The sequence below is a fragment of the Nocardia sp. NPDC003482 genome (genome assembly GCF_053588115.1).
Window position 1 is genome coordinate 387,727 of sequence record NZ_JBSFPI010000001.1, and the last position, 19,250, is coordinate 406,976.

The 19,250-nt window shown below is 68.8% G+C and carries 16 protein-coding genes; 13 read left to right on the forward strand and 3 right to left on the reverse strand.

The annotated features are described in order from the left end of the window. Positions 1 to 13 precede the first annotated feature (13 nt). Positions 14 to 466 (reverse strand): toll/interleukin-1 receptor domain-containing protein, encoded by a 453-nt coding sequence (locus ACWDSJ_RS01850; RefSeq protein WP_450028780.1) that lies wholly within the window; start codon positions 464 to 466, stop codon positions 14 to 16. Between ACWDSJ_RS01850 and ACWDSJ_RS01855 the strand changes: the two genes are divergently transcribed. Further along, positions 368 to 4,429 carry an NACHT domain-containing protein gene (locus ACWDSJ_RS01855; RefSeq protein ID WP_450029026.1) on the forward strand — a complete coding sequence of 1,354 codons (4,062 nt, stop codon included), beginning with the start codon at positions 368 to 370 and terminating at the stop codon, positions 4,427 to 4,429. The genes ACWDSJ_RS01850 and ACWDSJ_RS01855 overlap by 99 nt on opposite strands. A 132-nt stretch (positions 4,430 to 4,561) precedes the next feature. Continuing rightward, a complete protein-coding gene (locus tag ACWDSJ_RS01860; RefSeq protein WP_450028781.1) occupies positions 4,562 to 5,395 on the forward strand; it encodes an N-acyl homoserine lactonase family protein in 834 nt (277 codons plus the stop codon). On the opposite strand, the gene ACWDSJ_RS01865 is transcribed toward ACWDSJ_RS01860, so the two are convergent. Continuing rightward, the gene (locus ACWDSJ_RS01865; RefSeq protein ID WP_450028782.1) at positions 5,388 to 6,077 is read right to left on the reverse strand and encodes a GntR family transcriptional regulator; all 690 of its coding nucleotides are present in this window, start codon (positions 6,075 to 6,077) and stop codon (positions 5,388 to 5,390) included. The genes ACWDSJ_RS01860 and ACWDSJ_RS01865 overlap by 8 nt on opposite strands. A 152-nt stretch (positions 6,078 to 6,229) precedes the next feature. Between ACWDSJ_RS01865 and ACWDSJ_RS01870 the strand changes: the two genes are divergently transcribed. From ACWDSJ_RS01870 to ACWDSJ_RS01905, 8 genes are all read left to right on the forward strand, one after another. Beyond that, positions 6,230 to 7,810, forward strand: coding sequence for an AMP-binding protein (locus ACWDSJ_RS01870; RefSeq protein ID WP_450028783.1), 1,581 nt, complete (start codon positions 6,230 to 6,232; stop codon positions 7,808 to 7,810). A gap of 26 nt (positions 7,811 to 7,836) precedes the next feature. Further along, the gene (locus ACWDSJ_RS01875; protein WP_450028784.1) at positions 7,837 to 9,792 is read left to right on the forward strand and encodes a flavin-containing monooxygenase; all 1,956 of its coding nucleotides are present in this window, start codon (positions 7,837 to 7,839) and stop codon (positions 9,790 to 9,792) included. Next, complete coding sequence (locus ACWDSJ_RS01880) at positions 9,789 to 10,538, forward strand: SDR family NAD(P)-dependent oxidoreductase (RefSeq protein ID WP_450028785.1); 750 nt, start codon at positions 9,789 to 9,791, stop codon at positions 10,536 to 10,538. The genes ACWDSJ_RS01875 and ACWDSJ_RS01880 overlap by 4 nt, the downstream gene beginning before the upstream one ends. Before the next feature lie 64 nt (positions 10,539 to 10,602). Then, positions 10,603 to 11,397, forward strand: coding sequence for an SDR family NAD(P)-dependent oxidoreductase (locus tag ACWDSJ_RS01885; RefSeq protein ID WP_450028786.1), 795 nt, complete (start codon positions 10,603 to 10,605; stop codon positions 11,395 to 11,397). Beyond that, positions 11,387 to 11,932, forward strand: a complete 546-nt coding sequence (locus ACWDSJ_RS01890; protein WP_450028787.1) for a nuclear transport factor 2 family protein — start codon at positions 11,387 to 11,389, stop codon at positions 11,930 to 11,932. The genes ACWDSJ_RS01885 and ACWDSJ_RS01890 overlap by 11 nt, the downstream gene beginning before the upstream one ends. A 1-nt stretch (position 11,933) precedes the next feature. Next, the gene (locus ACWDSJ_RS01895; protein ID WP_450028788.1) at positions 11,934 to 13,058 is read left to right on the forward strand and encodes a zinc-dependent alcohol dehydrogenase; all 1,125 of its coding nucleotides are present in this window, start codon (positions 11,934 to 11,936) and stop codon (positions 13,056 to 13,058) included. Positions 13,059 to 13,284: 226 nt separating this feature from the next. Then, positions 13,285 to 14,364 (forward strand): quinone oxidoreductase family protein, encoded by a 1,080-nt coding sequence (locus ACWDSJ_RS01900; protein WP_450028789.1) that lies wholly within the window; start codon positions 13,285 to 13,287, stop codon positions 14,362 to 14,364. Between the two features lie 16 nt (positions 14,365 to 14,380). Then, positions 14,381 to 15,403 carry an MBL fold metallo-hydrolase gene (locus ACWDSJ_RS01905; protein WP_450028790.1) on the forward strand — a complete coding sequence of 341 codons (1,023 nt, stop codon included), beginning with the start codon at positions 14,381 to 14,383 and terminating at the stop codon, positions 15,401 to 15,403. A 1-nt stretch (position 15,404) separates the two neighbouring features. Here ACWDSJ_RS01905 and ACWDSJ_RS01910 read toward each other — a convergent pair whose 3' ends face one another. Further along, entirely contained in the window at positions 15,405 to 16,082 is a 678-nt protein-coding gene (locus tag ACWDSJ_RS01910; protein WP_450028791.1) for a response regulator transcription factor, read from the reverse strand. A 122-nt stretch (positions 16,083 to 16,204) separates the two neighbouring features. Here ACWDSJ_RS01910 and ACWDSJ_RS01915 point away from each other — a divergent pair, with 122 nt between their 5' ends. From ACWDSJ_RS01915 to ACWDSJ_RS01925, 3 genes are all read left to right on the forward strand, one after another. Then, the gene (locus ACWDSJ_RS01915; protein WP_450028792.1) at positions 16,205 to 17,557 is read left to right on the forward strand and encodes an ATP-binding protein; all 1,353 of its coding nucleotides are present in this window, start codon (positions 16,205 to 16,207) and stop codon (positions 17,555 to 17,557) included. Positions 17,558 to 17,602: 45 nt separating this feature from the next. Then, positions 17,603 to 18,292 carry a phosphatase PAP2 family protein gene (locus ACWDSJ_RS01920; protein ID WP_450028793.1) on the forward strand — a complete coding sequence of 230 codons (690 nt, stop codon included), beginning with the start codon at positions 17,603 to 17,605 and terminating at the stop codon, positions 18,290 to 18,292. A gap of 77 nt (positions 18,293 to 18,369) precedes the next feature. After that, positions 18,370 to 19,164 (forward strand): COG4705 family protein, encoded by a 795-nt coding sequence (locus ACWDSJ_RS01925; protein WP_450028794.1) that lies wholly within the window; start codon positions 18,370 to 18,372, stop codon positions 19,162 to 19,164. Positions 19,165 to 19,250 lie beyond the last annotated feature (86 nt).

A 19,250-nucleotide genomic window follows, 5' to 3' on the forward strand; every position in this document is an offset into this window, starting at 1 on the left:
GAGGACCCTCCTACTACCTCGATCCCGGAAACTTAACGGAGTCGGGCTTGCCGCGGTCGAGGCGGATCGCGTCGAGCAGCAACTGCCGCGCCTCGTCCTCCGACTTGTCGACGAGATCGAGGTACACCCGCGGGCCCAGCAATCCGGTCACATCGCAGCGTCGCACCATGACGGGTAGGAGCAGTCGGCTCTTGCCATCGGCGTCCTCGACGAACTTCGCTGTCCATTCGGCCTTCACCATCGGCCGGTCCCCGAGGTACGAGGGTGACAGCACCATGATCAAACGCGTTGCCCGGCGGCTGAATTCGTCCATCTGGACGACGAAGTTGGACCCGACGCCGATGTCCCATGCTTGGAGTCGGCACGAATGGCCTACCTTCTCCAAGGTATCGGCGATCCATTGCGCCCAGGCCGGGTCGGCATCGTCGTTGGCGTAGCTTATGAAGAAGTCCCACGGTGGTGCCATCGCTGGATTTTAGCGATGCAATGGATAGGAAACTCCAGGAGGCGCGGGCCTGTGCATGTCCTCGTCGTGTACGACTGGCGCGACACCGAGCAGAACAAGAAGGGGCTCTGGCTCGAGAGCTACCTGCGGTCGACAGGATATACCCCGCGCGAGTGGAACCGGGTGGGCGGCAACTGGATCGCCGAACTCGACGAGGCGACGGCGAAGTTCCGAGATCCGTGCTTCCTCGTCTTCACCCCCGGCGCCGATGCGGCGACTCCCGTCGCCGCCTCCTGGCACGCGATTCTCGCGGCGGGCGACGACCGGCTCGTCATCCCGGTGTGTTTCGGCGGGGCGCGTGTTCCCTCGCTTCTGGGTTCCCGGGTCCACGTCGAAATCGCCAGCGACGAGGGCAGTGTGGACGCCTCGGCCATTCTGAGCGCGGCGTTGGCGAAGGCCGGATTACAGGCTCCGATTCGCGCGGACACCACGACGGGCGGCCTCGATCCGCTGGCGATCGATCCCACCGGCGACCTGCCGCGGTTGCGTCGTCTCACCGACCTCGCGCTCCGGGATGCCGGGACCGTCGGGGAGCGGGTTTTCACCTGGGCGGTGAATTCCACCGGGCCTCGGCTGTATGTCAGCCGCGATGTGCAGGACGAAGTCGTGGCACGGCTGCGGGAACAGCGCCTGGTCGTGGTGAGTGGCGCGGCGGGCGCGGGTAAGACGAGCCTGTTGTGGGGCGTCGCTCAGGAGTTGTTGTCCGGCAACAACAATCAGGTGTTCTTTCTGCGGGCTTCGATGCTCACCGAGCGGGCCGGCCGGCCGCCGCTGATGACGGTGGATCGTATCCGTAACGCGGTGCGGGAGAGCCGGAAACTCGGTGCGCCCATCTTCCTGCTGATCGACACCGGGGACGTTCTCGTCAGCGATGACGAAGGCTATCTGACCCTCATGGACGTCATCGACATCATCGCCGCGGGCGGCGGCTCCACGCTGGTCGCGTCGCGCCCGATCGAGGCGAAACGGATCTCGGGTGGGGCGATCGAGCGACTGACTCTCGGTTCCTACGCGATGACGCCCGAAACGCCCGGGTTGCTCTCGGAATTCGAGCGAGCCGTCGCGTCGCATGCCATGGCCTACTGCCGCATGCCCGGCGACACCTCGGAACTCGCCGAACAGATCAGTTCGGCCGCTGTTCGCGAGCAGCCGCTCGGCGTCCTCGCGCAGCGTCCGCTGACCTTGCGGATGCTGTTCGAGTTGTACGCCCCCGCAATGGTTCCCAGCACCATCGACGCCACCGAACTCATGGAGCGGTTCTGGCATGACCGGGTGTTCCGGGACCGCCGGATATGGGCGACGTCCGCTGAGGAAAGCCGGGATTCCGATTTGACCGGCACGGCGATGCGGATCGCTCACCAGATGATCCGGACCGGTGTCCCCGAGGTTGTCGTGGCCGACATTCCCACACGAACGCCCGCCGACCGCGGATTGCTGGATGCGGAGGTGGAACAGCTGTGCTCGCGCGGGGTGGGACAACGGGGGGAGTTCGGGACATTCGCCTTCTTCCACCAAACCTTCTTCGAATTCGCCGCCGCCAAAGACCTACTCGCTCGGGAGGTTTCGCCGATGCCGATACTCGCGAAGCGGGTGCGCGAGTCACCGGACGACGCCGTTCTGCTGGCGATTCTGGAACAGACCTGGATCTGCGCCTATCGGTCCCCCGATCCTCATCGCAGCGCGGCCAGCGGCCTCACGACGGAGGTGCTGGCGGCGAACGACGACGACCGGCCGAACTCGCCGTTCGGCCTGCGGCGGTGCGCGATCGTGGTCGGCGCGCAGTCGGCCCTCGACACCGTGACTCGCACGGTGCTCGGCGACGCTTTGGGGCGTGAGCCCGACCCGGTCGTCGTGCGCGACTATCTCGCACTGCTGCCACGTCCGGGCAGACCCTGGACCGACGCGGACACGGCCCTGCTGCTTCGGTGCTGGGCGCGCGGGGATTCGAGTTGGCATTCGGCGGTGGATGTCCTGCGCAGGGTCGCGGCGGCCGAACCGGATCACGCGCTCGCCGCTGCCGAGACGACCGCGCGCCGCGCACTACCGGTCTCCCTGACGAGCGCAGACGCACTGCTACACAAGCAAACCCGCGATCTGTTGGCGATGCTGCTGCACGGGCACACCGGCCCGGTGTTGCGACTGTTGCGGCGGGCGGTGGACACGGATCCCACGGGGATGCGCAGGGTGGCCGTCCTGGAGAAGGTCTACGGAATGCTCGACGCGGAGTCGGATTCGCCCGCGGAGATCGTCGACTGGGTCCGGACCGTCACACCCAGCCAGCGCGCGACCTCCGTTCTGGTAGGCAAGGCGGCCCGGTTGTATCGACGCGCCGTGCTGGCCGTGCTGGACACCTCTCCGGGCGCCGACGTCGCGGACGACCTCTTGGAGCGGTTCGAGGCGGACCTCGACATCATCGAGGCGTCCCAGGGACATCCGCCGGTCCACGCCGCGGCGGCCTGCTGGGGTCTGGTGTCGGCGCTCGGAAGTGCTTCGGTGGCAGACGATTACGCCGCGCTGACGGACAGAGCGCTGGAAACTCTGCTGCGGTACGAGTCGCCGCGAGTTCACGAGCAGATCCACCACGGTTGGCTCGTCGACCTGGTGAACACGAGCGCGGCGACCCGGCGGTGGGTCGCCGACCGGTTGATCGCGGGATTGCCCGCGAGCCACAGCATTCCGACCGGCGGGACGCGGCGGTGGGCCGATTCGATGCGGCGTACCCTCGAACGCGCCGACATCGAACGCGCAGCGTTGGCCGTGATCGTCGAGTCCGTCGTCGACACGCCCTCGGAGCAATGGGACGTTTCGCGGGTCTGGACCGATCCGGATCTCCTGCTACGTCTGCTGTTGCCGAGCGCGTGTGCGGACCTGCGAGGGGCACGCGAGACCTTGGCGGCGATCGTCGCGGACTCTCTGCCCACGACGGCGGCTCAGAACCGAATTCTCGCCCAGCAGGCGCAACGGTTGCGACCGGCCGACGCCGCGGACGAGATGGTCGTCGAAATGCTCGTCCGGCGCACCGAATACGAGGAGCTGAAGCAGCTCTGCACGACAGCGCCGCCGCCCACCTGGAATTCCCACACCGCCGCGGTGGCTGTCTCGTCGGCACTCACCGACACGCTGTCGCACAAGCAGAAGGTTCGCCGTTCCGCCGCGAAGTTCCTCGCTTGTGCGACCGAGGCGGGGATTGCCCCGTTTCCGCCCTGGGACGCCATCGCGCGCTGCCTGAGCACGAGTACGGATGCGGTGGTCCGCGCCGACCTGGCCCAGATCGGCCACCATGCTGTGAACAATGGTGTGTTCGCGCCGGGGCCGCTGATCGGGTATCTGCGCACCCGCCTGGCACCGGCATTGGACACGGGAAGCGTGGGAGAGGACCACGAGATTCGCGTCATGCGGCGTTTGCAGGTGAGTCTGCTCGCGATGCACGGCACAGCATCGGATCGAGCCGAGATGATCGATCTGGCGTTCCTCCCCGACACCGAGACCAGCGCCATCGCCGGGCTGGCGGGATTGTTCGTGCCCAAGAATCGGCCCGGTGGCCCCGCTCCGATCGACCTCAGCGCCGATGTCCTCATCGAGGTCGGTCGACGACTCGCGGGCAACACCACCAGGGCCCCTCGCGACATCGCGGGCGCGTGGAAGAGTATTTTCGGCCAACTGCTCCACCAGGTCGACGAAGCGACCCTGCTTCGCATCATCTCGGCCATCCCCGCGATGGCTTCTCCCTACGCGGTCAACATCATTCATCGCCTCCCGGATCTCGACAGTGCGGAGATCGCACGCGGACTGGCCGAGATCGACGCGCAACCCTTGTCCGCGGAAGTGCGGCGGGCGGTCGAGTTCTATCGGAGGAGAGGGAATCTGCCCGCCGCGGGATGGCCGGAACTCGATCGTGACCTCGCCGAGTTCGGCAACGCCTAGGACCGACGCTCGGGACAGGACGGCAGCGCGGGCGTCGTTCTCGCGCGCGCAGTGGCGAGTCAGTGCATAATATTTAATGCTTAGACCGCCGCCTGCGGTGGTCTCGCGTCCCTGGCACGACATTGGAGTCCCATGGCAGCATCGAAGTCCGTCCGACGGGTCTGGGCGCTGGACGCCCCGACGCTCACCGTCGACTGCGGCATCCTCATGCTCGGCACCGGCGGTGCGCAGGAGACCATTCCGTCGCCGACGTTCCTGATCGAGCACGACGAGGGGCTGCTGGTCTTCGACTCCGGGTTGGCCACCCTCGGGGCGGGCGATCCGGCCGCGGCCTACGGGGAGATGGCGGCGGCGTTCCGGATCGAGTTCCCCGAGGCGTACCGGCTCGACCGGCAGATCGAGGCCCTCGGTTACACCGTCCGCGATGTCCGCCGAATCGTGTTGTCGCACATGCACTTCGACCACACCGGTGGACTCGATCTGTTCCCGCACGCGCAGGGCTTCATCGGTGCGGGCGAGCTGCGCTACGCCAGGACCCCCTCGAACCTGGATGCCGCCTTCTTCCGGGAGGACGACATCGCGGCGGCGCAGCGGATCGCCTGGAACGAGGTGCCCGCGGGCTACGACCACGACCTGTTCGGCGACGGCAGCGTCACCCTGCTGTCGCTGCACGGGCACACCCCCGGCACGCTGGGTCTGAAACTGCGCATGCCCGACGAGAGCACGCTCGTCCTCACCAGCGACGCCGCCCACAAGTGGGACAACATAGACCTGACCATCGGCATGCCGTTCGATGTCGACCGCCCGAACAAGAACAGCGCCCTGCAGAAGATCAAACTGCTGGCCACCCAGCCCGGAACCACGATCTGGATCAGCCACGACCCGTCGGACTGGGCGGAACTGCGCGCCGGGGGCTCGGAGATCACCAGCGCCGCGACGCTGCGCCGCGCCGCCGAGGTCAGCTAGGGCTCTCGTCCCAGAAACCCTGGGCCTCCAGTGCGCGGATGGAGGCCTCGGCGCCCGCCATGAAGTGGTGTTCCATCGCTCGGCGGGCTGCGGCGGGGGAGCGGGATCGCAAGGCGGACAACAACTCTCGGTGTTCGGTGTCGGCGTCGGCGGCCAGTCGGGCGTGGGATTCGTAGAGGCCCAGGGGGAGGGGGGTGCCGAGCATGCGCAGGACGGTGGTCATGCGGGGGGACTGGGCGGCGTGGTTGATCAGGCTGTGGAAGCGGAAGGCCGCCTGGTCGCGTTGCCGCTCGGTGGTGGCGTGTTCCATGGCGTCGGCGAGGGTCTCGAGTTCGGCCAGGGCCGACTCGGAGAGGGTTTCGGCCGCGCGTTCGGCCGCGCGGCCGGAGATGACCGCGAGCATCCAGTAGTGGTCCTCGACATCGCGTTTGGACAGCGGGACGACGAACGCGCCGCGCCGGGGGATCAGTTCGACGATGCCCTCCCCGACGAGGGCGGACAGGGCCTCGCGGACGGGGATCTTGCTCATGCCGAGTTCCGCGCCGAGGGCGTCGGGATCGATCCTGGCTCCCGCCTTCAGTTCGCGGGCGAAGATCCGGCGCCGAATCTCGTCCATGGCAACCTGTTTCAGGCTGGCGGGAAGCGTCACGGTCCGCGGCGGGGCGGTGTCGTCGTCTGCCATGGGACCGGGGTACCTCCACGCGGTGGTTCGGTGGGACCGCGAGGCTCCCGCGCGGTCGGGGGATCCAGTATATCGACTACGGTATCCCGACTTCTCGGCGTGCATAGGATTCTGTATACTAAATATGATTCCACTCACGAAGGGAAGTCAGCGTGGACACCATCGATCGCCCCGAGGCGGGCCCGACCGTCGCGTCGGTGCTCCGGCGTGGATACCTCGACTACGCGGATCTTCCCGCGGTCGTGGAGACGTCGGGGGAGACGGTGACCTATCGCGAGCTGGGCTCGCGGGCGCGTCGGCTGGTGTCCGGTCTCCGCGCGCTCGGTGCGGGGAAGGGTGATCGGGTCGTCGTGCTGACCGGGAATCGGTCGGAATGCTTCACCATCGATCACGCGCTGGCGATCGGCGGCTTCGTGCGGGTGGCCCTGAGCTATCGCCTGCATCCCGTCGAGGTGGCCGAGATCGTCCGCGACGCGGGCGCGCGCGTCGTCATCGTCGACGGCGAGCGGGCGGCGGATGTGGCCACCGCGCTGGACCCCTTCGACGGTGTCGTCGTGACTCTGGACGACCCGCCGGTTCCCGGCGGAGTGCCGTTCGGTTCGCTGTTCGCGGAGGACGAGGCGGACGATGTCGAGATCCGCCCCGACGATCTGGCCTGGATGCCCTACACCTCCGGAACCAGCGGCAGGCCGAAGGGCGTCATGCACACCCATCGCAGCCTGCTCGCGATCCTGCGCAACATCCTGGTGGAGGTGCCGGGGGCGAGCAGTTCGGATGTGCTCGTGCACGTCGCGCCGCTGACCCATCTCAGCGGCTACGCCATGATGGCCTACTTCCTGCGCGGCGCCCGGCATCTGGCGTTGGGGCGGTTCGATCCCGCCGAGTACATCGATGTCGTCACCGCGCACCGGGCCACGGTGCTGCCGCTGGTTCCGACCATGATCAATATGCTGCTGCCCGCGCTGGAGAGCGTGGCGCACGACTTCTCCCGCGTGCACACCGTGCTCTACGGCGGGTCGCCGATCGCGCCGGATCGCCTGGCGCGCGCGATCCGAGCGTTCGGCCCGGTGTTCGTGCAGTCCTACGGGTTGACCGAAATGCCGTACAACACGTGGCTTTCCCAGCCGGATCATCTGTTCGATCCCGAGGGCGGGGTGCCCGAGCGGCTGGCGTCGGCGGGCCGGGTGAGCCCGTTCGTGGAGATTCGGCTCATGGCCGCCGAGGACGAACCGGCCGCGCCCGGCGAACCGGGGGAGATCCAGGTGCGCGGCGACGCCGCCATGGCGGGCTACTGGAATCTGCCCGAGGAGACCGCCGCGACGATCCTCGACGGCGGCTGGATCGCGACCGGTGACATCGGGCGGATGTCGGACGGCTTCCTGCACGTGGTCGATCGCAAGAAGGACATGATCGTCTCGGGCGGGTTCAACGTCTACCCGACCGAGGTCGAGAACGCGATCTACACGCTGCCCGGGGTGTCCGAGGTCGCGGTGGTCGGCATCCCGGACGAGCGGTGGGGCGAGACCGTGCACGCGGTGATCGCGGTGCGCGACGGATACGAGGTCACCGCCGAACAGGTCGACGCCGCCTGCCTGGCCGCCATCGCCGCCTACAAGCGCCCCCGCTCGGTCGAGTTCGTCGCCGAACTGCCGAAGACCGGGACCGGCAAGATCCTCAGACGCGAACTGCGGCAACGGTTCTGGGCTGGGCGGGATCGATCGGTCAACGGCTAGAACCGATTTCGAGGAGAAGAGTTCCCATGACGCGCGATTCCAGCGCACTCGGCCGCGAGGCGTACGACGCGCTCGTTCGTGACGCGGTGCGCGAGGCCAATGTCCCGACCCTGCTCATGGTGTTGGTGCACCTGACCGGCGACCGCCGCTGGCTGGCCGATCCGTACCGGCCCACCCGCGGCCGCGGTCTGGACGAGAACGATTCCGGCGGCCTGCCCGAATCCGTGCAGGACGAGATCCGCTCGGCCGCCGCCGCGGCCATCTCCCGGTGGCACGCCGGACAGCCCGTGGCGCTGCCCGAACCGGACGAGCGGTTGCTGACCGACATGTTGTCGGTCTCGATCGGCGAGCCGGTGCCGCCGGAGTATGGGCCGATGATCGCCGACGATCTGCACGCCGCCCTCGGCGCGACGACCCGGGCGCGCGACGTCCCCGCCGCGCCGCCCGGATTCTCCGCCATCGTGATCGGCGCCGGGATCTCCGGAATGCTTGCCGCGCACCGGCTTCGGGAGATCGGCGTCGACTGCACCGTGCTCGAGCGCGGGCCGCGCGTCGGCGGGACCTGGTGGCACAACCGGTATCCCGGCTGCGGCGTCGACGTGCCGAGTCATCTGTACTCGTTCTCGACGGTCGATTTCGATTGGCCGCACTACTACGCCAGCCGCGACGAGATCCACGCGTATCTCGAGCGGGTCACCACCGATTGGGATATCCGGGACGCCATCAGGTTCTCCACCGAGGTGACCGCGGCGCGCTGGGACGAGGGCGCGCGGCTCTGGACGGTGGAGACCGTGGCCGCCGACGGCACCCGGGCGGAGTTGCGGGCGAACATCGTCATCAGCGGCGTGGGCGCGTTCGGCCGACCCAAACTTCCCGACATTCCGGGCCTGGACCGGTTCGCGGGGCAGTGGTGCCATACCGCGCGGTGGCCGGAGGGTCTGGATCTGGCGGGTAAGCGGGTCGGTGTGATCGGCAACGGCGCGAGCGCGATGCAGGTCGTGCCCGCCATCGCCGAAACCGCCCAAAGCTTGACGGTGTTCCAGCGTTCCGCGCACTGGGTCGCGCCGTTCGAGAAGTTCCGCGCGGCGGTGCCGGAGTCGGTGCGGTTCCTGTTGCGGGAGGTGCCGCTGTATCGGTCGTGGTATCGGCAACGGTTGGCGTGGGTGCTCAACGACACCCTCTACGAGTCCTTCCAGAAGGATCCGGACTGGCCGCATCCCGAGCGGTCGATCAACGCGATCAACGACGGGCATCGCCGGTTCTTCACCCGCTACCTCGAATCCCAGCTCGCGGGGCGTCCGGATCTGATCGAGCGGGTCACCCCGACCTACCCGCCGTTCGGCAAGCGCATCCTGCTCGACAACGGCTGGTACCGGACATTGCGCCGCGACGATGTCGAACTGGTCACCGACTCCATCACCGAGATCACCGCCGACGGGATCCGGGTGGGGTCCGGCCGGGTCGTCGACCTCGATGTGATCGTCTTCGCCACCGGTTTCGACGTGGTGAACTTCCTGTCGTCGTTCGAGCTGACCGGGCGGTCGGGGCGCACGCTGCGAGAGGTGTGGGGCGCCGACGACGCCCGCGCCTATCTCGGCACCACGGTGCCGGACTTCCCGAATCTGTTCGCGCTCTACGGCCCCAACACCCAGGCCGGGCACGGCGGCAGTCTGATCTTCTATCTGGAATGCCAAATGCGGTACATCACAAGCCTTTTGGCGAAGATGTTCGCCGCGGGCGCGACGGTCGCCGAATGCCGACCCGAGGTCAACGACGCCTACAACGACGCGGTCGACGCCGCCCACGAACGGATGATCTGGAGTCATCCGGGCTTCTCCACCTACTACCGCAACTCCCGCGGTCGGGTGGTGGTCGCCAATCCGTGGCGGGTCGTCGATTGGTGGCGGCTGACCAAGGAGGCCGACCTGTCCGATTACCGGCTCGGCAGCGCTGTCGAGGAACCCGCGGAGGCGACACTGTGACGAACCGTTTCGACGAGACCATCGCCCTGGTGAACGCGGCAGCGGGCGCCGGGATCGGCGCCGCGGTCGCCCGTCGACTGCTCGCCGAGGGCGCCACGGTGGTGATCACCGACCGTAACCCGAAGCGGCTGAACGGCTTTCACGCGCGGCTGCGGGAGGAGTATCCCGCCGAGCGGGTCTCGGCCAGCGTGGTCGACGCCGCCGACGAAGACCAGGTGAACGAGCTGTTCACGCGCGTGGCCGAGACCTACGGCCGCCTCGATGTGCTCATCAACAGCGTGGGGCTGAACCAGCTCTCGCCGTTCCCGCAGACCACACGCGAGAGCTGGGACACCGTGCTGCACACCTCGCTGACCTCGCACTTCCTCCACGCCCGCGCCGCCTGGCCGCTGCTTCGGCGCTCGGGCGCGCCCGCGATCGTCAATGTCTCCTCGCTCGCGTCGGAGTCGCCCGCGCCGTTCGGCGAGGTGGCCTACGCGTCGGCCAAGGCGGGTGTGCTCGGCCTGACCCGGGCCCTCGCCGTCGAGGGCGCGGCGTGCGGAATTCGCGCGAATGCCGTTGTGCCGGGCCTGATCTGGAACGAACGGCTCACCGCGGGCGTCGCCCCGGAGTACGTCGACGCCTACCGCTCCAAGCGGTCGTTCGATCGGGACGGCGAGCCGGACGAGGTGGCGGATGTGATCTTGTTCCTCGCCTCGGCGGCGAGCCGGAACGTCACCGGGCAGGCGATCAAGGTCGGCGCTTGACCTGACGGTATTTCGTATACTATCTATAGTGCTCTAGGTTGCACGCGGTGAAAGGCGGGCAGGCGTGGCGGATTTCGACGGAGAGGTCGCCCTCGTGACGGGCGCGGCGGGTGCCATCGGCGGCGCGATCTGCCGGGCCCTGCGTGCCGCGGGGGCCGTGGTGGCGCTGACCGATATCGACGCGCGGGCCCTGGAGCGCACGGCCGCCGAACTCGGCGACGAGGTCGAGATCTTCCCGGCGGATCTCACCGACGACGCGCAGACCGAGGCGCTCCCGGCGCGCGTGCGAAAACGATTCGGCCGGTTGGACATTCTGGTGAACAACGCGGGCGCGCGGCAGATCGCGCCGATGCTCGACATCGAGCCCGCGGTCTGGCGGCACACGCTGGAGGTGGATCTCGTCGCGCCGTTCGTCCTGTCCCGGGCGGCGATTCCCGGCATGATCGAGCAGGGCCGGGGGAAGATCGTCAATATCGCGTCGATGGCCGGGCTCGCGGCCTTTCGCGATCGGGCGGCCTACAGCGCGGCGAAGGCCGGGCTGATCATGCTCACCAAGGTGACCGCGGTGGAATGCGGCGGGCGCGGAATCTGGTGCAACGCCGTCGCGCCCGGCGTGGTGGAGACGCCGATGACCTCGTCCTTCTTCGAATCGGACGAGATGACGGCTTCGATCCGGGCGAACACTCCCATGGGCCGCTGGTGTCGCCCCGACGAAATCGCCTCGCCCGTGGTGTTTCTCAGCAGCGCGGCCTCCGACTTCGTCAATGGAACCGTCGTACCCGTCGACGGCGGCTGGACCGCCGGGTACGTCGGAGCGGAACTGTCGCCACGACCGATCGGAGCGGACAATGGTCGATGAGAGCAGACTGGCGGAACTGTCGGCCAAGCAGGCCGTCGCGGATCTCCTGCTGACGTACTGTCGCGGAATCGACAGGTGCGACGCCGAATTGGTGAAACAGGCGTTCTGGCCCGACGCCTACGACAATCACGGGGCCGACGCGGGACCGGCGTGGGAATTCGCCGACCGGATCGTCGCCTCGAAGCTGGCGGGGACGGAGTGGACGACGCACGCGGTCACCAACCACCTCGTCGAGGTCGACGGCGATGTCGCGTTCTCCGAGGCGATCGTGCTGACGTTCCAGAAGCAAACTGGCAGTGCCGAGATCAACGTCTTCTGCGGCCGATACGTCGATCGGGTCGAATGTCGCGACGGCAGCTGGCGGATCGCCTACCGGCAGATGATCCACGACTGGAGCGGTTCGACGGTGCTCGCGCCGTGGGCACTGTCGAGCGTGGCCAGCGGAGCCTTCGAACAGGGGGCGCGCGGCGCCGACGATTTCGTCACCGGATCCGGTCGGCGACGACTGCTGAACGACGAACTGCCGAGGATCTGATATGGGAACGAAGGCGCGCGCGGCGGTGCAGGTCGCCGATCGCCGATACGAGATCGAGGAATTCGACCTGCCCGTGATCGGGCCGGACGCGGCGCTGCTGCGGGTGGACGCGTGCGGGATGTGCGGCAGCGACGTCGAGCAGTACGACGGCGGGTTCGCCGCGTTGGGCGTCGGCTACCCGCTCATTCCCGGCCACGAGCCGGTCGGCACGATCGCCGAGATCGGTTCCGAGGCCGCGCGGCGCTGGGGCGTGCGCGCGGGCGACCGGGTCGCCGTCGAGCCCGTCCTCGGGTGCGGGTACTGCCGCGCCTGCCTGGTCGGGGACTACCGCCGCTGCCGCAGCGTGCGGCCCGGGGCCGCGCTGAACGCGTACGGCTACCTGCCGACCGCCGTCGCGCCCGGGTTGTGGGGCGGGTACGCCGAATACATGTACCTCGAGCCGCGCACGGTGGTGCACCGTCTCAGCGCCGATCTGCCGCTCGAACTCGCGGCCATGTATCAGCCCATGGCCGCCGGAATCCGTTGGGCCGCACACGATTCCGGGCTCAAGGCCGGGGACACGGTGGTCGTGCTCGGCTGCGGGCAGCGCGGTCTGACCGGCGTCGTCGCCGCCCGCGAGGCGGGCGCCGGGCGGATCATCGTCACCGGTCTGGCGAAGGACGCGCACAAACTCGACCTCGCGCGGCAGTTCGGCGCCGATCACACCATCGTCGCGGACGAGGACGACACCGTCGCCGCGGTCGCCGAATTCACCGGTGGGACAGGCGCGGACGTCGTGGTGGACGTGACCGCAGTATCGACGCGGCCGATCGTGGACGCGGTCGAGATCGCGAAGCCCGGCGCCACGATCGTGCTGGCCGGGGTGAAGGGGTCGGGCGCCACGGTGGCGGGTCTGGTGCCGGACAAGATCGTCGCCAAGGAGCTGACCCTGAAAGGCTTGTGGTCCCAGGACATTCGGGCGTTCGAACCCGCGCTGCGCCTGATCGAATCCCGCAAGTACCCGCTCGAGCGGCTGCACACCCACACCTTCGGCCTCGACGAGGTCGCCACCGCCGTCGAAACCCTCGCCGGACGCGTCCCGGGCGAGGACGCCGTGCACGTCATGATCGCCCCGCACCTCACCTGACGGACGTCCGCCGCGTTCTCCGGCGGATGTGGTTGTGTCCCAAGGGAACTCGACGAGCGCATTGTTGCCCTCCGGGGCGTCGCCGCGCGCTTCGAGCAGCCGGAGCCGCGACACGCCAGTGCGGTCCTGTCCATCAGGATCGCTCTTTCGGGACGGGGCCGACGTCCTGCACTGTGATCCCAGCCGCCCACGGCGGCGTGGCGTAGGCGATGACGAGGGGGATCACATGAGGACGACGAAGGCGGTGCGGATCTTCGAACACGGCGGACCCGAGCGCCTGATCTACGACGAGTATCCCCTCGATCCGGTCGGTCCGACCGATGTGCTCGTCGCGGTGCATTCGGCGTCGGTCTCGGGGTGGGATCTGCGCTACCGGACCGGTGAGGTGCAGGGTGTTCAGCTACCCGGGCGGCGCGCGCTGCCCCTGCCGCAGCAGCTGGGGCGGGAGGCGTCGGGGACGGTGGTGGCGGTCGGGTCGCAGGTCACGACCCTGCGGCCCGGACAGCCGGTCGTGGGCGTCGTGCATCCGGAGAATCCCCGCGCGGAGGAGACCTACCGGGGTCTGGGCAATCTCTCCACCGGTATCGATATCCCCGGTCACGCGGGGCTGGGCTCGTACGCGCAGTACCTGGTGCGCGATCAGTACCTGTGGTTGCCGCTGCCCGAGCACGTGGATCTCGAACAGGCGGCGGTGACGTTGTGGCCCTACGCGACCTCCCATCGGGTGGTCCGGGATCGCCTGAATGTGGCGCTGGGACAGACGGTTCTGGTGTGCGGGGCGTCGGGTGGCATGGGGGAGGCGACGATTCGGCTCGCCCGGCTGGCGGGCGCCCGGGTCGCGGCCACGACGCGACACCCGGAGAAGGCCGCCGCGCTGCACGCGCTCGGCGCGGAGGAGGTCGTCGTCACCGACGATCTCGAGGCGGCGGTCCGGCGGGTCCGGGAGTGGAGCGGCGGGCGGGGTGTCGACCACGCGGTCGACTACACCGGAAACGCCGAGCTGTTCCGGTTCGCCGTCGACAGCCTGGCCCTGGGCGGGCGCATCTGCCCGGCGGCCGGAGCCCAGCGCGGCGGCGGGGCGTTTCCCCTGTCGATGCACGATTTCACGCGGCTGGAGATGACCGCGGTCGGGGTACGCGGGGCCAGGCATCAGGACGCGCTCATCGTGCTCGATCTGTTGGCCCGCGGGCTGATCGGCATCACCGTGGCCGCCCGGTTCCCGCTCTCGCGGGCCGCCGACGCCCACACCTTATTGGAGACCGCCACCGACCTCGTGGGCCGGGTGGTCCTGTACCCGGATCGCTGACAGGAACGGGAAACCCATGTCGATACACGTTCCCGATCTGGACCGGCGTCGCCTCCTAACCCGGGCGGTGGGCGGCGTCGGATTGGCCGCGCTGTCCGGTTCGGTCCTCGCCGCGTGCGGCGCCAGCTCCGATCAGCATGCCGCGCCGCCCCGCCCGACCGGCCCGTCGGAATTCATCACCCTCGGCACCGGGGCGGGGCCGTCGGCGCAGACCGGGCGAGCGCAGCCCGCGAATCTGCTGCGTTCCGGCGACCATCATCTCCTCGTGGATCTGGGCGACGGGATCGTCGATCAGCTGGAGAAGGTCGACATCGGATTGAACGTGGTCGGTTCGGCTTTCGTGAGCCACCTGCATTTCGATCATGTCGCCGGACTGTTCGGCGTGCTCAGTCGCCGATATCAGATGGGTATGTTCAAACCGCTCACGATCTACGGTCCCCCCGGCATCGCGTCATTCGTCACCACACTGCTCGACGCGGTCGGCCGATTCGCCCCCGCCGATGTGCGGCTCCGAGCGGGCGCCGCGCCGTCGAACGGATTGACGGTCACCGAGATTCACGACGGAGAGCGCGTCACGGTGGAAGGAATTCCCGTCACGGCCGCCGCCAATTCGCACTACGCGTCGGTCGCGGGCAATCCGGCCTCGGCGGGTGAACTGTCCCTGGCGTTCCGGTTCGATCTCCCCGATCGGTCCATCGTGTACACCGGGGACACCGGCCCCAGCGCGAACGTCGAAAAGCTCGCCAGGGGAGCCGATCTGCTCGTCAGCGAGATCGCCGACGTCGCGACCGCCGTCGACGGCCTCCGAGGCCAGCGCCCCGACATCTCCGCCACCGAATTAACGCAGTTCGAAAACCACATGCGCCTGGACCACCTCGCATCCGAGGACGTGGGCAGCCTCGCCCAGCGCGCCGAGGTGAAATCCGTTGTCCTGACCCACAATGCGGTCCCCGCGGCCGAGCAGGGAGCTGCCCGGCAGGCCATCACGACCCACTTCTCGGGCAGTGTTCGATTCGCCGACGATCTGAATCGGTTCTGAGTTACCCCACAGGATCGTGCAGGCTGTAGCCGACGCCGCGCACGGTGTGGATGGTGGTGGTCCCGAACGGGGCGTCGATCTTGCGGCGCAGGTATCCGATGTAGACCTCGACGACGTTGTCGTCGCCGTCGTAGTGCGTGTCCCAAACCGCTTGCAGGATCTCGGTTTTGGTGACGACGGTGTTCTTGTGGCGCATCAGGAATTCCAGGACGCCGTATTCGCGGGGGGTGAGGCGCAGCACGGTGCCGCCTCGGATGACCCGTCGCTGGGCGGGGTCCAGGCGGAGGTCTCCGGCGGTGAGGATCGGAGGGCGTTCGGGTGCGCCGCGGCGGGCGAGGGCGCGCAGGCGGGCTTGCAGGACGACGAAGGAGAACGGTTTGGTGAGGTAGTCGTCGGCGCCGAGATCGAAGGCGTCGGCCTGGTCGTATTCGCCGTCCTTGGCCGAGAGCATGAGCACCGGCGTCCACACCTGGCGTCGCCGCAGGTCCCGGACGATCTCGTAGCCGTTGCGGCCGGGGAGCATGATGTCGAGGATCAGCACGTCGAACGGGTGGGTGGTGGCCAGTTCGAGGCCGGTGGGTCCGTCGTGGGCCAGTTCGACCACGAAGCCCTCCGCGACCAGCCCGCGTCGCAGGGTGTGCGCGAAACGGATCTCGTCGTCGACCAGCAGTATCCGCATTCCGCGATTACATCGCATCGGCGCGGTCGGGGTGACTCCGAGGGTGTCCGGCGGCGGCCAGCAGAATGGTCCCGAGGTGCCCGATTCCGGGACCCGTCGCCACCCGTTCCCGAAGGAGTCCCGTGCCCTGGATCCGATCCGCGTGGCATCCGCGCCGGTGGGGGTTGCGGGTGCGGTCGGCGTTGATCGTGGCGGTGGTCGTGGCGACGAGCCTGATCGTCGCCACCGTGTCGCTGACGCTGGTGCTCTACCGGTCGCTGATCACGACGTCCGACGATGCCGCGACCACCCGGATCGAGCAGATCGGTGAGCAGTTGAACGCCCAGCCGGTCGCCGCACTGGATCCCACGGTGCTGGCCACCGACGCCCGTGTCGCGGCGGTGCAGATCCTCGACGCGGGCGGGGCGGTGGTGCGGGGTCCGGGGCGGCCGCTGACCGCGGCGCGCCCACCCGCCGGATCGGTCGCGCACGATCTGCCGGGCGTCGACGACAGCGAAACACGGCTCAGCGCGGCCACCTTCGTCACCGCGCACGGTCCGTACACGGTGATCGTGGCGATGGACGACGACGAGATCGAGGACACCGTCGAACTCGTCGCCGCGCTCGTGGCGATCGGCGGCCCGCTGATCGTGGCGGTCGCGGCCGGAACCGCGTATGTGATGACGGGGCGTTCGCTGCGCTCGGTCGAGCGGATCCGCGCCCGGGTAGCCACGATCGGCGGAAGTGGTCTGGCTGAGCGGGTGCCGGTGCCGGTGCCGCGCGATGAGATCGCGGCGCTGGCGCACACGATGAACGACATGCTCGCCCGGCTCGAGGCGGGCCGCGCGGCCCAGCGCCGCTTCGTCGCCGACGCCTCCCACGAACTGCGCAGCCCGCTGACGACCATCACCACCGGCCTCGAGCTCGGCGTGGCCCGCCCGGACATGCTCGACACCGCGCTCGTGCGCGACACCCTGCTGCCCGAGGCCGCGCGGATGCAACACCTCATCGACGATCTGCTGCTCCTCGCGCAAGCCGACGAACACGGACTTCCCGTGCGCCGCACCGATGTGGACCTCGACCATCTGCTCACCGGTGAGGCCGACCGCATCCGCGGCGACACCGGTCTGCGGGTCACCTGCACGACCCGCCCGGTGCGCGTCACCGCCGATCCCCGCCAGATCTCGCGGGCCGTGCGCAACATCCTCGACAACGCCGCCCGCTTCGCCGAGACCGGCATCGATATCTTGTTGACCGCCGACGAGCACAGCGCGCACCTCACCATCACCGACGACGGCCCCGGCATCCCCACCGAGGCCCGCGACCGCGTGTTCGATCGCTTCTACCGGGTGCAGACCGACCGCGCCCGCGACACCGGTGGTTTCGGGCTCGGCCTGGCCATCGTCGCCGAGATCCTCACCGCCCACGACGGCCGTATCCGGCTCGGCGACGCCGCTCCGCACGGCACCACGGTGACCATCGACCTGCCCCGCTAGAACGCTCTCAGCGTGTCCTCAGCGAGGTTCTGCCACGGTGGCCCGATGACCGACGAATCCGCCACCACCCTGAGGGAGATACCACCGATGACGCGTGTCGCGACGGCGATGCGGCGGATACGCGTGTGGTGGGCACTGCTCGTGGTGTGTGCGGCCGCGCTGATCGTGAGCGTGGTCGGCCACACCGGCGCCACCGTCGTCGACGAGCCGGTGTTGAATTGGGTTGTCGCGCATCGCTGTTCGGGAGTGACAACGGCGGCGAAGGCGGTCTCGGACGTGGGTGGCACCTCGGCGATGCTCACCCTCGCCGTCCTCGCCGGGGCGCTGCTGGTGTGGCGGCGGCAGTGGGCCGCGGCCGTGACCGTGGCGGTCGCCACGGCCGGTGCCGGAGCGCTCGTCGTCTCGACGAAACACCTGATCGGACGAGCCCGGCCGCCGGTGGCCGACCATCTCGTGGTGGAGACCAATCCGGCGTTCCCCTCGGGGCACAGCCTCGGCTCGATCGTCGTGGTGGGTGTGGTGACCGGTATCGGCCTGTGCTGGGTGCGACGGCGTGCCGTTCGCGTCGCGGTGATCACCGTGGCCGTGACATTCGTTGTCGCCGTGGGGCTTTCGCGGCTTTACCTCGGTGTCCACTGGCCGACGGATATCGCGGGCGGGTGGGCGCTGGGCGGGGTGTGGCTGAGTGCGTGCCTGGCCGTCTTTCGCGACACGACACGTCAGGAATCCGGCTAGGCGTGTGCACATCGGGCGTCATCGCGCAACTTCTGGCTCACAACGTTCGTTCAGGGTTTTGTCGTTAGCCTGCGCGCGTGACACACCATGAGGCAGAAGCCGTTTCGCCGCCGCGGCCGCGTGCGACAAAGGTTCCCGAGATCACCGCGCTGTTCTGGGCGATCAAGATCCTGTCGACGGGGATGGGAGAGACCTTCTCCGACTTCCTGGTCAACACCGTGCCGCCCGTCGCGGCGGTCGGCGGGGGAGCGGTCCTGCTGATCGTCTGCCTGTGGCGGCAGCTCCGCGCCCCCGCGTATCGGGTGTGGACCTATTGGACCGCCGTGGTGGCCGTGAGCATCGTGGGCACGATGGCCGCCGACATCGTCGACTTCGTGGTCGGAATCCCGTTGCCCGCCTCGACCCTCACCTTCGCGGCGCTGCTCGCGGCAACCCTCCTTCTGTGGTACCGCAGCGAGGGCACGCTGTCGATCCACAGCATCACAACCCGTCGGCGCGAGAGCTTCTACTGGGCCACGGTGATGATCACCTTCGCGCTCGGCACCGTCGCCGGTGACCTCACCGCGGCGACGCTCCGCCTGGGATACCTCCCGTCCGCGATCCTGTTCGCCGTCGCCTTCATCGCCCCCGGACTCGCCCACCGCTGGCTCGGCCTGGGCGCGGTCGCCGCGTTCTGGTCGGCCTACATCGTGACCCGGCCGCTGGGGGCGTCGGTAACCGACTGGCTGGCGTCATCGCGCGCGGACGGCCTCGGATTGGGCACCGGGTGGGTCTCGCTGGCCGTCAGCGTTCCGATGATCGCGGGTATCGCGGTATTGGCCCGGCGTGCGCGCGAAGACGACCTGGCACCGTACGCGGTGAACTCGAGGTAGCTCTGATCCGCTGGCGCGCAGGGAGATTCGCGATGACCGCGACATCCCGTTGCGTCGGCCGTCGATCACCGCCGGACCAGGAACCC